Consider the following 12,518-nt stretch of genomic DNA (forward strand, 5'->3'; position numbering starts at 1 on the left):
ATATTCGTTCTGTCCGCTTTGTTGACGCAGGGCACTCACGCACGTGAAAAGAGCTGCTAGCATAGAGCCATCATTGCCCCTGCACATCCCAACCTATAAGTAGCCAGGACATGAGCCAAGCAGTCGAGCCGAGCCCGCAGTGCCCCGTCCAACAGCTGACGCGTAACGGCCTGCGCAAGGGCGACCCGCTCGACCAGCTGCTGCTCCCCGTGCGCAAACCGGTGTACATCCTGCTGCAGGACCACGAACGCGCCCAGCGCCTGGCCCAGCAACTGGAATTCTTTGGCCTGGTGGTGCAAGCGTTGCCCACCGCCGCGGCGTTTCTCGCCTCGATCAGCGAGTACCCGCCTTCGGCCATCATCATGGATGTCGACTTCACCGGTGCCGGCCTGGGCTTGCTGCTGGCCGCTCGGGTGCAGCAGGGCCTGACACGCGCTATTCCGTTGCTGTTCTTCAGCCATCATGAAGCCGATACCCCGACCCGTCTGGCTGCGGTACGCGCCGGCGGCCAGGACTTTCTCACTGGCAGCCTGGAGGCTTCCAGCTTGCTGGAAAAGGTCGAACTGCTGACCAACGCCACCCCGCACGACCCGCTGCGCGTGCTGATCATCGACGACTCGCGCACCCAGGCCTTGTACACCGAGCGTGTACTGGCCGGCGCCGGCATGCTTACCCGCAGCCTGACCGACCCGATCCGCACCATGGCCGAGCTTGCCGACTTCCAGCCCGACCTGATCATCCTAGACCTGTACATGCCGGCCTGCACCGGCCCGGAGCTGGCCAAGGTAATCCGCCACAGTGACCGTTATGTGAGTGTGCCGATCATCTACCTGTCGGCCGAGGACGACCTGGACAAGCAACTGGATGCCATGAGCGAAGGCGGTGATGACTTTTTGACCAAGCCGTTTCGCTCACGCCACCTGATCACTACCGTGCGCAACCGCGCCGCCCGCGCCCGCCATTTGAAGGCGCGCATGGTCCGCGACAGCCTGACCGGGCTGTACAATCACACCCATATCCTGCAGCTGCTGGAAGACTGCAGCTTCCGCGCCCGCCGCGAGCAGCAGCCGTTGAGCTTTGCCATGCTCGACATCGACCACTTCAAGAAGATCAATGACCGCCACGGCCACCCCATGGGCGACCGAGTGATCAAGAGCCTTGCTCTATTTCTGAAGCAGCGCTTGCGCAAGACCGATTTCATTGGCCGCTACGGTGGCGAGGAGTTCGCTATCGTCATGCCCAATACTGCGCTGGACGCCGCACACAAGGTGTTGGACGAAATTCGCCGGCGCTTTGCCGAAATTCTCTACCCGGCGCAGCCGCGGGATTTGCAGTGCACCTTCAGTGCAGGGGTGGTGCAACTGGACGAGGGGCTGGATGCACTGACCATGGCCAGTGCAGCGGACGAGGCGCTGTACCGGGCCAAGCATGCGGGGCGTAATTGCGTCGTTCGTGTAGAGCCCTGAGATTCGCACTGACCGTGCCGGCCACACCAATGGAGGCACTGTGCCACTTTTTTTCTGACACCAAGCCGCTGGCGTCATCACCCCGTCACAAAATCGCAATAACTTCAGGCGCCTACCTCTCCCCTGCGCAGGAAGTTCGCGGCTATGCGCCTGAAGTGGCTGACCAATTTCAACACCCTGTTGCTGGTGACCGTCTGTATCGCCTTGGGCGCCACCCTGTGGTGGTCGCAGCGCGCCCTCGAGCGCCCCTACCAGATGATGGAGCGCTATCTGGGCCTGTCTCAGCAGTTCCAGCACCAGGCGGCGCACAATATCCAGGCCTACCTGGGCAGCGGCGATGCCCTGCGCCAGGCCGCCGCCATGGAGGCGAACCAGCAGTTGCAGGCCGCACTGACGGACTGGCCCGTAGAGCTGGCCGAGAAGTTGCGCCCCAGCCTGGATAGCCTGCAGGCCTTCACCGCCAACGAACTGCTGGCCGCCGGCAAGCTGGCCGGCGACCCGCAAGCCCTGCTGCTGCAAGCCGAGCGGGAGTTAGGAGCGAACTTCGAGCAGATGGCCAGCTACGCCCGCGACAGTGGCAATGCCGAGGCCAATCGCTACTTGCTGCCCTTGCTCGACGCCACCCTGCACCTGGCGCGGCTGTCATTGGCCCGCGACAAGCTGGTCAGCAGCGGCCGCCCCGAGCTGGCCGATGAGGTGGAGCGCGAGCTGCAACTGATCCGCGCCCAGGCCCGAACGCTCGAAGGCCTGCCACTGCTCGGCGTAACCCGGGCGGCCGAATCCGGCGCCGACGACTTCGCTGCGATGATGGGCCTGGAATCCCGAGCCAGCGCCCAGCAGGAAGACATTGCCGTGGGCCTTAAACGTGAATTGCAAAGCCTGCTCAACCGCTACCCGGCCGAACTGCAACGCACCCGCGAACAGATCGAGCGCCGCGTCGCGCTGGCCGCCACCACCGGCCAGCGCCTGGAAGCAGTCCAACAGGCCATCGCCGCGCTGGAGCCCGAAGTACGCGGCCAGCATGCGAAAATCGCGGCCCAGGTGCGCATCATCCAAGGCTTTATGATCGGCCTGATCCTGCTGATCGCCCTGCTGATCGATACGCTGCAACGACGCCTGGCACGTACCCTTACCGGCCTGGCCCCGGCCCTGTCGCGCTGGGCCGAGGGCGACTTCGCCCAGGCCATCGCCCTGGGCAAGACCAACCGCGAACTGCACGACATCCAGGCGTCGCTCAACCGCCTGCGTCAGTACCTGGTGGAACTGGTCGGCACCATCCGCCACAACGCCGAGCAGGTGGCCGGCAGCAGCCACGCCCTGGCCGGCATGAGCGCTGCGCTGCACGGCGGCGCCGAGCGCCAGGCCGGCGATACCGGGCAAATCCGCGATGCCTTGGGCGAGCTGGAAGCGACCATTCAACAAGTGGCTGGTGATGCCAGCGCCGCCGCCGAGGCCAGCCGCGATGCCGGGCGTGCGGTGGAACAAGGCCAGGCGGTAATCGGCCAGAGCCTGTCGGGCTTGCGTGAACTGGTCGATGAAGTGCAAGGCAACGCCCGCATGATCGAACAATTAGCGGAAGAGTCGGCCACCATTGGTGGGGTACTGACGGTGATCCGCGCGATTGCCGAGCAGACCAACCTGCTGGCCCTGAATGCCGCGATCGAAGCGGCCCGTGCCGGCGAGATGGGCCGTGGCTTTGCCGTGGTCGCCGATGAGGTGCGCTCGCTGGCTCAGCGCACCACGGGGGCTACCGGCGAGATCCAGGCGTTGATCGACCGCTTGCAGCAGGCCGCCAGAAGTTCGGTGGCCGGGATGCGCGCGCAATTGGAACATGCCGAGGCCACGGCCAACCAAGCCCAGGCGGCGGAGGGGGCACTGGATGAGATTGTCCATGCCATTCGTACCATTGCCGATACGGCGGTACGGATTGCCGATGCCACGGCGCAGCAGAGTGGCGCGGTGAGCGATATTCGTGACCACAGCGAGCGGATTCACGCGTTGGGTGAAGACAACCTGCAGCGCATTGGCGAGGGGCGTGAACAGGGCGAACAGCTGCTGAGCCTGGGCGGTGAGCTGAACCGGGCGGTGCGGGCGTTCAGGGTCTGAGCCGGTAGGGGTTCGCCATGACGGGTGCAGCTGCTGTGGGGTGTTTGGCGGGACATGTGTGGTGCCTGGGAGATCGAGCGCCGCGCGGGCGGCGCTCGATCTCCCAGGCACTGCATATGTCATGGCGAGCACTGCTGGCCCCAACCCACACCAACTCCGCTATCATGCGCAGCACGTTCCACCTCGCGAGTCCGCCATGCGCCGCCTGTTTTTCATGCTGTTCCTGCTGCTGGCCAGCCCTGCCTTCGCCGCAGGCCTGCTCGACAACCGCCCCAGCGCCACCCTTGGCGCCGCTTCGCTGGCCAACAACGCCGACTTCCTGCCGGTACACGAGGCCTTCAAGCTCAACCTGGTCCAGGCCGATGCGCAAACCATCAAGCTGCGCTTCGTCGCCACCGATGGCTACTACCTCTACCGCCACCGCTTCCAGTTCCACACGGAACCGGCCGATATCAGCCTGGGCACGCCGAACATCCCCAAGGGTGAGGCCAAGCACGATGAATTCTTCGGCGATGTCGAGGTGTACCACGGCGTGCTCGATATCGAGTTGCCACGCAAAGACCCACGCGCCTTCACCCTGCTGGTGGGCTACCAGGGTTGCGCCGACAAGGGCTTGTGCTACCCGCCGGAAACCGCACGCCTGAGTATCGATGGCGAAGGCCTTGCAAACGCACCAGCCACCGGCGAACACAGCTGGAACTGGAAGTCGCTGCTGCTGTTCTTCCTCGCGGGGGTCGGCCTGACCTTCACCCCCTGTGTCCTGCCAATGTTGCCGATCCTTTCCGGTGTGGTGCTGCGCGGCCAGGTTGGCGGCGTGCGCGGCCTGGCGCTGTCGCTGGCCTACGTGCTGCCAATGGCCGCCAGCTTCGCGGTGCTCGGAGCACTGATGGGCCTGTTCGGCGCAAGCCTGAACCTGCAGGCGCGCCTGCAGTCGGCCTGGGTGCTGGTACCTTTCGCGCTGTTTTTCGTGGTTTTCGCCCTGGCCATGTTCGGCCTCTTCGAGCTGAAGCTGCCCCAGGCCCTGAGTAACCGCCTGAACAACGTCGCCAACCACACCCGGGGCGGCTCGCTGCTGGGCGCAGCAGTGCTCGGTGTGCTCTCCAGCTTGCTGGTTTCTCCTTGTGTATCGGCGCCCCTGGCCGGTGCCTTGCTCTATATCAGCGCCAGCGGCGATGCCCTGGGTGGCGCGCTCAAGCTATTCGCCCTGGGTTTGGGCATGGGTGCGCCGCTGCTGCTGGTGGCCACCGGCGGCGCGGCCTGGCTGCCCAAAAGCGGCCCATGGATGAACACGGTGAAAAACGCCATTGGCGTACTGCTGCTGGGGCTGGCCATCGGTTTGCTCAGCCGTGTGTTGCCAGGCCCTGTGACCTTGCTGCTGGTCGGTTTCCTCGCCGCCGGTGTGGCGCTGTTCCTCGGCGCGCTGGAATTCGTCGTCAAGACGGCGGCCCAGCGCCTGGCGCAACTGCTCGGTCTGGCCCTGCTGGTGTACGCGCTGGCTTGCTGGTACGGCGCCCTCACTGGCCAGGGCGACCCACTGCGCCCGCTGCCAGGGGCGTCACTGGCCGCCAGCGGCAGCCTCCCGACAGCAAAAGCCGATGCCTGGCAGACCATCACCACACCTGATGCTCTGGACGCAGCCCTGGCGCAGGCCCAGGCCGCCGGCCAGCCAGTGCTGCTGGACTGGTACGCGGACTGGTGCATCAGCTGCAAGGTGATCGAAAATGAGGTGCTCAATGCACCGCAGGTACAAACACAGCTGACCGGCTTCAAACTGCTGCGTTTCGACATCACCGACAGTAATGCCGAGCAACGCAAGCTGCTCGACCGCTACCAGCTGTTCGGCCCTCCCGCCCTGCTGTTTTTTGCTGCGAACGGCAGCGAAATCACCGCTGATCGGGTGATTGGCGAGATAAATGCCGGTGAATTTGCGCAGATTCTGACGCGCGTGCGCGGCAAAGTCGGTCTATAACTTCCCGCGAGCCGGGAAAAATCCTGAAATGAGTGACCGGATTTAATTATTCGGTCACATACTTCGCGCGAACCTCGGACATCGTGCTGGCTATTGCCGGGAACTGGACACTTGCCGTTGCTTTACGGCACACTCGCCGCGCTGTGTCGAATTGCCCTACAAATCCAAGGAATCCGCAGATGGCAACGCTACTGGTGCTCCACGGCCCCAACCTCAACCTGCTCGGCACTCGCGAGCCAGGCCACTACGGCGCCGTGACCCTGGCTCAGATCAACCAGGACCTGGAGCAACGCGCCCGCGCCGCAGGCCACCATCTGCAGTACCTGCAGAGCAATGCCGAATACGAACTGATCGACCGCATTCACGCCGCACGCAACGAGGGTGTGGACTTCATCCTGATCAATCCGGCTGCTTTCACCCACACAAGCGTCGCATTACGTGACGCATTGCTTGCGGTGAGCATCCCATTCATCGAAGTGCACCTGTCCAACGTGCACAAACGCGAACCGTTCCGTCACCACTCCTACTTTTCCGATGTTGCTGTAGGGGTGATCTGCGGTCTGGGCGCCAGCGGTTATCGCCTGGCCCTGGAGTCCGCGCTGGAACAACTGGCTGCCAACGCACAGCCCAAATGATGAAAACCCTGGCCTAAGTGGGCCGGGGTTCGAGAGAAACGTTTCAGATACGTTTTTTGTATTTCGCCCCCTGACCGAACCTTTGGGAGTTGATGATTAATGGATATCCGTAAAGTCAAGAAACTGATCGAGCTGCTGGAAGAGTCTGGCATCGACGAACTGGAGATCAAGGAAGGCGAAGAGTCGGTCCGTATCAGCCGTCACAGCAAGACCCCAGCTGCCCAGCAGTTCTACGCACCAGCGCCTATGGCTGCCGCCCCTGCCGCTGCGCCGGTTGCCGCTGCTGCGCCAGCCGCCGAAGCCGCTGCTGCCGCCCCGGCCCTGAAAGGCACCGTGATCCGTTCGCCAATGGTAGGTACCTTCTACCGCAAGCCTTCGCCGACCTCGCCTAACTTCGCTGAAGTTGGCCAGTCCGTGAAGAAAGGCGACACCCTGTGCATCGTCGAAGCCATGAAGATGATGAACCACATCGAAGCCGATGTTGGCGGTGTCATCGACGCCATCCTGGTAGAAGACGGCCAGCCGGTTGAGTTCGACCAGCCGCTGTTCACCATCGTTTGAATCGCGGAGAGCCAACGATGTCTGGGAAGCTCGAAAAAGTCCTGATCGCCAACCGCGGGGAAATTGCCCTGCGGATCCTGCGTGCCTGCAAAGAGCTGGGTATCAAGACCGTCGCCGTGCACTCCACTGCCGACCGTGAACTGATGCACCTGGGCCTGGCAGACGAGTCGGTCTGCATCGGCCCTGCATCGTCCAAGGATTCCTACCTGCACATCCCGGCGATCATCGCTGCCGCCGAAGTGACTGGCGCCACCGCGATTCACCCGGGTTACGGCTTCTTGGCGGAAAACGCCGATTTCGCCGAGCAGGTGGAAAAATCCGGTTTCGCCTTCATCGGTCCGAAAGCCGACACCATTCGCCTGATGGGCGACAAGGTTTCGGCCAAGGACGCGATGATCAAGTCGGGCGTACCGACCGTACCGGGCTCCGATGGCCCACTGCCAGAAGACGAAGAAGTCGCCCTGGCGATTGCCCGTGACGTCGGCTACCCGGTGATCATCAAGGCCGCCGGTGGCGGTGGTGGTCGCGGCATGCGCGTGGTGCACAAGGAAGAGGACCTGATTTCCTCGGCCAAGCTCACCCGTACCGAAGCCGGTGCAGCCTTCGGCAACCCGATGGTTTACCTGGAGAAGTTCCTGACCAACCCACGCCACGTGGAAGTGCAGGTACTGTCCGACGGCCAGGGCAACGCCATTCACCTGGGCGACCGCGACTGCTCGCTGCAGCGCCGTCACCAGAAAGTACTGGAAGAAGCACCAGCCCCGGGCATCGATGAGAAGGCCCGCCAGGAAGTGTTCAAACGCTGCGTCGATGCGTGCATCGAGATCGGCTACCGTGGTGCCGGTACTTTCGAGTTCCTGTACGAAAACGGCCGCTTCTACTTCATCGAGATGAACACCCGCGTGCAGGTTGAGCACCCGGTGTCGGAGATGGTCACTGGCATCGACATCGTCAAGGAGATGCTGAGCATCGCCGCTGGCAACAAGCTGTCGTTCCGCCAGGAAGACGTGGTGATCCGTGGCCACTCGCTAGAGTGCCGGATCAACGCAGAAGACCCGAAGAAGTTCATCCCGAGCCCAGGCAAGGTGAAGCACTTCCACGCCCCGGGCGGCAACGGCGTACGCGTCGATTCGCACCTGTACAGCGGTTATTCGGTTCCGCCGAACTACGACTCGCTGATCGGCAAGCTGATCACCTACGGCAAGGACCGCGACGAAGCCATGGCGCGCATGCGCAATGCCCTGGACGAGATCGTCGTCGACGGCATCAAGACCAACATCCCGCTGCACCGCGACCTGGTGCGTGATGAAGGCTTCTGCAAAGGCGGCGTCAACATTCACTACCTCGAGCACAAACTGGCCAACCAGGAGTGATCGCGTAGTGTGATGTACCAGAACCCCGGCCCTGTGCCGGGGTTTTTTATTGCCTGCCTGAATCCGGGGCCGCGTTGCGGCCCTATCGCGACACAAGGCCGCTCCCACAGGTTGCGCGCATGCCTCAGGACTGACGCCGTCCTTGTAGGAGAGGCCTTGCGTCGCGAAAGAGGCGCAGCACGCCCCCAGGGCTCTACCCCTTCATCCGCGGCATGTCGATGCGATGCTCATGCACGCGCCGATAAAGCGTTGCCCGCGAAATACCCAAAGCCCGCGCCGCATCAGCCGGCTTCCAGCGATGGCGAATCAGCGCGTCCAGCAACAGCTGCCGGGCCGGGCACGACACGCCGCTTTCAGCCGAGCCAACCGCTTCACCGCGTACCTCCTGCGGCAGATCCTGAAGCCGCACCTGCCCGCCTTCACTCACCGCACAGGCATACCGCAACACCTGCCGCAGTTGGCGCAAATTGCCCGGCCAGCGATAAACCAGCAGCGCCTGCAGCGCGTCATCCGCCAACACCACCTCCACCCCACAGGCCGCAGCCTCTTCAGCCAGCAACTGGTGAATCAGCCCCAACCGGTCATCACGCTCACGCAAGGGGGGTAGCTCAAAGCGGGCATTGGCCAGGCGGAAGTACAAGTCTTCACGAAATCGCCCGTCTTCCACCATCGCCGCCAGATCGCGATGGGTCGCACAGATCACCTGAATATCCACCCGCTCCCGCCGCGCCGCGCCCAGCGGCGCCACCTCACCCTCCGCCAGCACCCGCAGCAGACGGGTTTGCAGGTTCAGCGGCATGTCCCCGATTTCGTCGAGGAACAACGTGCCGCCATCGGCCTGCTGCAACAGCCCCTGCATGCCTTTGCTGGAAGCCCCGGTGAACGCCCCGGCCACATAGCCGAACAACTCGCTCTCGATCAGGGTTTCCGGAATGGCCGCGCAGTTCAGGGTAACGAACGGGCCATCACAGCGCTGGCTTTGCTGGTGCAGCTGGCGGGCGAATACCTCCTTGCCGGCCCCGGTCTCACCCAGTACCAGTACCGCCAGGTTGCAGTCCTTGACCCGCGTGGCCAAGCGCAGGTGCTGCTCGATACGGCTGTCCTGGGCCTGGCGCAAGGGCTGCGCACGCTGGCGTTGCTGCGGTGCGCTGACCCGGCCATACAAACCGCCCAGACCCGGCAGACGCTGGGCGGACGACGCGCTCACCCGGCGCAGCTGGTCGATGTCGAACAGTTCACCAATATGCTCGGGCAAGCGCCCCAGGCGTTCCACCAACCGTTGCCGCGCCAGGCTGTTGATGGCCTGCAAGCGGCCATCGGCATCCCAGGCCAGCAGGTAATCGGGCTGGCTCTCCACATAGCCCGGCGTGCCGTGCGCGCGCATCACCCAGTGGCCCTGGGCGCTGTGCATGAAGAAGGCGTTTTCGATTTCGCGGGCAGTCTGCTCGACCAGTTGGCGAATCAGGTGCTGGCTGCGCCGATCGTCCGGCGACTGCAAAGCCGACACATCGACCACGCCCAGCAACTCGCCCAACGGGTCGAACACCGGCGCCGCAGTGCAGGTCAGGCCGATGAAGGCGGCGCGAAAGTGATCGCGCTTGTGCACCGTGACCGGGGCCTTGCTGGTCAGCACCGCCGCCACGCCGCATGTGCCCTCCTCGCCCTCCGACCAGCAGGTCCCCAGATACAGCCCGGCCTTGCGGCAGTCGTTGCGGATGGCCGACTCGACCCGGTAATCGATGGTGCGACCCTGGGCATCGGTAAGCAGCACGCAGTAGTCAGCGCCGCGCACCCGTTCGTGCAAGCGCGCCACGGCATCGCTGGCGATACGCAGGAACAGCTCGGCGCGTTCGCGGCATTCGTTGAGCAGGCTTTGGGAAAGGATACGCGGCCCCTGCTGGGAACCGGGGTCGAGGCGGTACACATCCATGGAGCGGCGCCATGAATCAAGGATCAACGGTGGTACCGGCGCCTGCGGCAGGCGGTCGGCATTCTTCAACACCCTGCTGACGCAGTCCACATGGGCTCGGGAGTTCGCGGCAAGCATTCAGGCCCTCCGGTTCTCGTAACTGTTTTTATCGTTGTCCGGCCATTAAGCGCCTCTGGGCATGCCCCGACAAGCACTGTGTGATTACCGGCTGGCTTGAGACGCAGCGTCTCAGCGTCTCGGCAACGCAGGCCCGGCGCTGGCACCCGGCGTCTCGCCGCCCCACCCGTGAAGACCTGCCCCGATACGACCAGAGCCCTCTAGCCCGGCCACTTCAGCCATCGCGAAGAAAGCTGGCACCCCGCTTGCTCCTGCCCTTGCAAACAAAAATACGAGGTGCGCCATGCCGCAACCCGCCCCGATTGTCGGGATCATTGCCAACCCTGCCTCTGGCCGCGACCTGCGCCGTCTGACCGCCAATGCCGGGCTCTATTCGAGCACCGACAAGGCCTCGGCTATCCAGCGCCTGCTGGCCGCTTTCGGTGCCACCGGCATTGGCCAGGTGTTGCTGCCCAGCGACATGACCGGCATCGCTGCCGCAGTGCTCAAGGCCAGCCAGGGTCCAGGAGCCCGTGACCAGCACTGGCCGGCCATCGAGATACTCGACCTGCCACTGAGCCAGACCGTGGCCGATACCCGCCTGGCGACCCGGCGCATGGTCGAGCGCGGCGTGGCAATGATCGCCGTGCTGGGCGGTGATGGCACCCACAAGGCGGTCGCCGCCGAGGCCGGTGACGTGCCGTTGCTGACACTGTCCACCGGCACCAACAACGCCTTCCCCGAACTTCGTGAAGCCACCAGCGCAGGCCTGGCCGGTGGCCTGCTTGCCAGTGGCCGGGTACCGGCCAGCATCGGCTTGCGCCGCAACAAACGCTTACTGGTGAAAGTGCCCGAACAACAGCTGGCCGAATGGGCCTTGGTCGAGGTGGCCGTGTCGCCACAGCGCTTCATCGGTGCCCGTGCGCTCAGCCGCAGCGAGGACCTCTGCGAAGTCTTCGCCTGCTTCGCCGAGCCCCACGCCATCGGCCTGTCGGCCCTGTGCGGTCTGTGGTTCCCGGTGTCACGGCAAGACCCGCACGGTGCCTGGGTACGCCTGGCCCCCGGCGCCGAGCAGGCGTTGTTGGCGCCGTTGGCGCCCGGCCTGCTGCAAGCCTGTGGCATCGCCGCCTGCAGTCAGCTGCCCCCCGGCGTCGCCCAGCGCCTGAGCCTGGCCAGCGGAACCCTGGCCCTGGACGGCGAACGCGAAATCGAATTTGCCGAGCATGACACCCCCACCATCACCCTCGATCACCAAGGCCCACTCAGTGTAGAGGTCGAGGCCGTGCTGGCGCATGCCGCCCGCCACCACCTGCTGGCCGTCCCGCGCGGCCACCGGCTGCACCCTGCAAACCCGTGTTGAGACAACCCCGGAGAACAACAAGATGTCCAATCAACTCAGTACTGAACAACTGCTGCATGCTTATGAAGTCATGCGGACCATCCGCGCCTTCGAAGAACGCCTGCATGTAGAGTTCGCCACCGGCGAAATTCCCGGTTTCGTCCACCTGTATGCCGGCGAAGAAGCCTCTGCAGCCGGGGTCATGGCCCACCTGCGCGACAGCGACTGCATCGCCTCGACCCACCGCGGCCATGGTCACTGCATCGCCAAGGGCGTGGACGTGTACGGCATGATGGCCGAGATCTACGGCAAGAAGACCGGCGTGTGCGGCGGCAAGGGCGGCTCGATGCACATTGCCGACCTGGAGAAAGGCATGCTCGGTGCCAACGGTATCGTCGGCGCCGGCGCACCACTGGTGGCTGGGGCCGCGCTGGCGGCCAAGCTCAAGGGCCGCGATGACGTGTCGGTAGCCTTCTTCGGCGATGGGGCATCCAACGAGGGCGCCGTGTTCGAGGCCATGAACATGGCGTCAATCATGAACCTGCCCTGCATCTTCGTGGCCGAGAACAACGGCTACGCCGAGGCCACCGCCTCCAACTGGTCCGTAGCCTGCGATCACATTGCCGACCGCGCTGCCGGTTTCGGCATGCCAGGTGTCACCATCGACGGCTTTGACTTCTTTGCCGTATACGAGGCCGCCGGCGCTGCCATCGAGCGCGCCCGTTCCGGGCAAGGTCCGTCGCTGATCGAAGTCAAGCTCAGCCGTTACTACGGCCATTTCGAAGGCGATGCGCAAACCTACCGCGCCCCTGATGAAGTGAAGAACCTGCGCGAATCCCGCGACTGTCTCATGCAATTTCGCAACAAGACCACCCGCACCGGCCTGCTCACGGCCGAGCAACTGGACGCCATCGACGCCCGCGTCGAGGACCTGATCGAAGACGCCGTACGCCGCGCCAAATCCGATCCCAAGCCACAGCCCGCCGACCTGCTCACCGACGTCTACGTCGCCTACCCCTGAGCCGCGGATTACAAGAACAACA

9 protein-coding genes are annotated in these 12,518 nt (G+C 64.2%); 8 read left to right on the forward strand and 1 reads right to left on the reverse strand.

From position 1 onward, the window contains the following. Window positions 1–110 precede the first annotated feature (110 nt). The 6 genes from LVS58_RS17040 (at window position 111) to accC (ending at window position 8,110) form a co-directional block, all read left to right on the forward strand. On the forward strand, window positions 111–1,466 hold the full coding sequence (locus LVS58_RS17040) for a diguanylate cyclase (RefSeq protein WP_233692055.1): 1,356 nt from the start codon (window positions 111–113) through the stop codon (window positions 1,464–1,466). A 552-nt stretch (window positions 1,467–2,018) separates the two neighbouring features. Then, window positions 2,019–3,572, forward strand: coding sequence for a methyl-accepting chemotaxis protein (locus tag LVS58_RS17045; RefSeq protein WP_442796473.1), 1,554 nt, complete (start codon window positions 2,019–2,021; stop codon window positions 3,570–3,572). A gap of 196 nt (window positions 3,573–3,768) precedes the next feature. Next, window positions 3,769–5,541 carry a protein-disulfide reductase DsbD gene (locus tag LVS58_RS17050; RefSeq protein WP_233692057.1) on the forward strand — a complete coding sequence of 591 codons (1,773 nt, stop codon included), beginning with the start codon at window positions 3,769–3,771 and terminating at the stop codon, window positions 5,539–5,541. A 179-nt stretch (window positions 5,542–5,720) separates the two neighbouring features. Further along, complete coding sequence (aroQ, locus tag LVS58_RS17055; protein ID WP_003255330.1) at window positions 5,721–6,176, forward strand: type II 3-dehydroquinate dehydratase; 456 nt, start codon at window positions 5,721–5,723, stop codon at window positions 6,174–6,176. Window positions 6,177–6,275: 99 nt separating this feature from the next. Then, the gene (gene accB, locus LVS58_RS17060; RefSeq protein WP_110745197.1) at window positions 6,276–6,737 is read left to right on the forward strand and encodes an acetyl-CoA carboxylase biotin carboxyl carrier protein; all 462 of its coding nucleotides are present in this window, start codon (window positions 6,276–6,278) and stop codon (window positions 6,735–6,737) included. Between the two features lie 17 nt (window positions 6,738–6,754). After that, the gene (gene accC, locus LVS58_RS17065) at window positions 6,755–8,110 is read left to right on the forward strand and encodes an acetyl-CoA carboxylase biotin carboxylase subunit (RefSeq protein WP_003255333.1); all 1,356 of its coding nucleotides are present in this window, start codon (window positions 6,755–6,757) and stop codon (window positions 8,108–8,110) included. A gap of 193 nt (window positions 8,111–8,303) precedes the next feature. Here accC and LVS58_RS17070 read toward each other — a convergent pair whose 3' ends face one another. After that, a complete protein-coding gene (locus LVS58_RS17070; RefSeq protein WP_233692058.1) occupies window positions 8,304–10,157 on the reverse strand; it encodes a sigma-54-dependent Fis family transcriptional regulator in 1,854 nt (617 codons plus the stop codon). A gap of 283 nt (window positions 10,158–10,440) precedes the next feature. Here LVS58_RS17070 and LVS58_RS17075 point away from each other — a divergent pair, with 283 nt between their 5' ends. Further along, a complete protein-coding gene (locus tag LVS58_RS17075) occupies window positions 10,441–11,496 on the forward strand; it encodes an ATP-NAD kinase family protein (RefSeq protein WP_233692059.1) in 1,056 nt (351 codons plus the stop codon). Window positions 11,497–11,518: 22 nt separating this feature from the next. Next, window positions 11,519–12,496, forward strand: a complete 978-nt coding sequence (locus LVS58_RS17080; RefSeq protein WP_233692060.1) for a thiamine pyrophosphate-dependent dehydrogenase E1 component subunit alpha — start codon at window positions 11,519–11,521, stop codon at window positions 12,494–12,496. Window positions 12,497–12,518 lie beyond the last annotated feature (22 nt).

Source organism: Pseudomonas sp. JR33AA (genome assembly GCF_021378985.1).
Classification (GTDB): Bacteria; Pseudomonadota; Gammaproteobacteria; order Pseudomonadales; family Pseudomonadaceae; genus Aquipseudomonas; species Aquipseudomonas alloputida.

Excerpts from the sequence above, each read along its gene's own strand:
- accB (WP_110745197.1), top strand. The coding sequence starts at position 6,276 with ATGGATATCCGTAAAGTCAAGAAACTGATCGAGCTGCTGGAAGAGTCT.
- LVS58_RS17050 (WP_233692057.1), top strand. The coding sequence starts at position 3,769 with ATGCGCCGCCTGTTTTTCATGCTGTTCCTGCTGCTGGCCAGCCCTGCC.
- accC (WP_003255333.1), top strand. The coding sequence starts at position 6,755 with ATGTCTGGGAAGCTCGAAAAAGTCCTGATCGCCAACCGCGGGGAAATT.
- LVS58_RS17045 (WP_442796473.1), top strand. The coding sequence starts at position 2,019 with ATGGCCAGCTACGCCCGCGACAGTGGCAATGCCGAGGCCAATCGCTAC.
- LVS58_RS17075 (WP_233692059.1), top strand. The coding sequence starts at position 10,441 with ATGCCGCAACCCGCCCCGATTGTCGGGATCATTGCCAACCCTGCCTCT.
- aroQ (WP_003255330.1), top strand. The coding sequence starts at position 5,721 with ATGGCAACGCTACTGGTGCTCCACGGCCCCAACCTCAACCTGCTCGGC.
- LVS58_RS17070 (WP_233692058.1), bottom strand. The coding sequence starts at position 10,157 with ATGCTTGCCGCGAACTCCCGAGCCCATGTGGACTGCGTCAGCAGGGTG.
- LVS58_RS17080 (WP_233692060.1), top strand. The coding sequence starts at position 11,519 with ATGTCCAATCAACTCAGTACTGAACAACTGCTGCATGCTTATGAAGTC.
- LVS58_RS17040 (WP_233692055.1), top strand. The coding sequence starts at position 111 with ATGAGCCAAGCAGTCGAGCCGAGCCCGCAGTGCCCCGTCCAACAGCTG.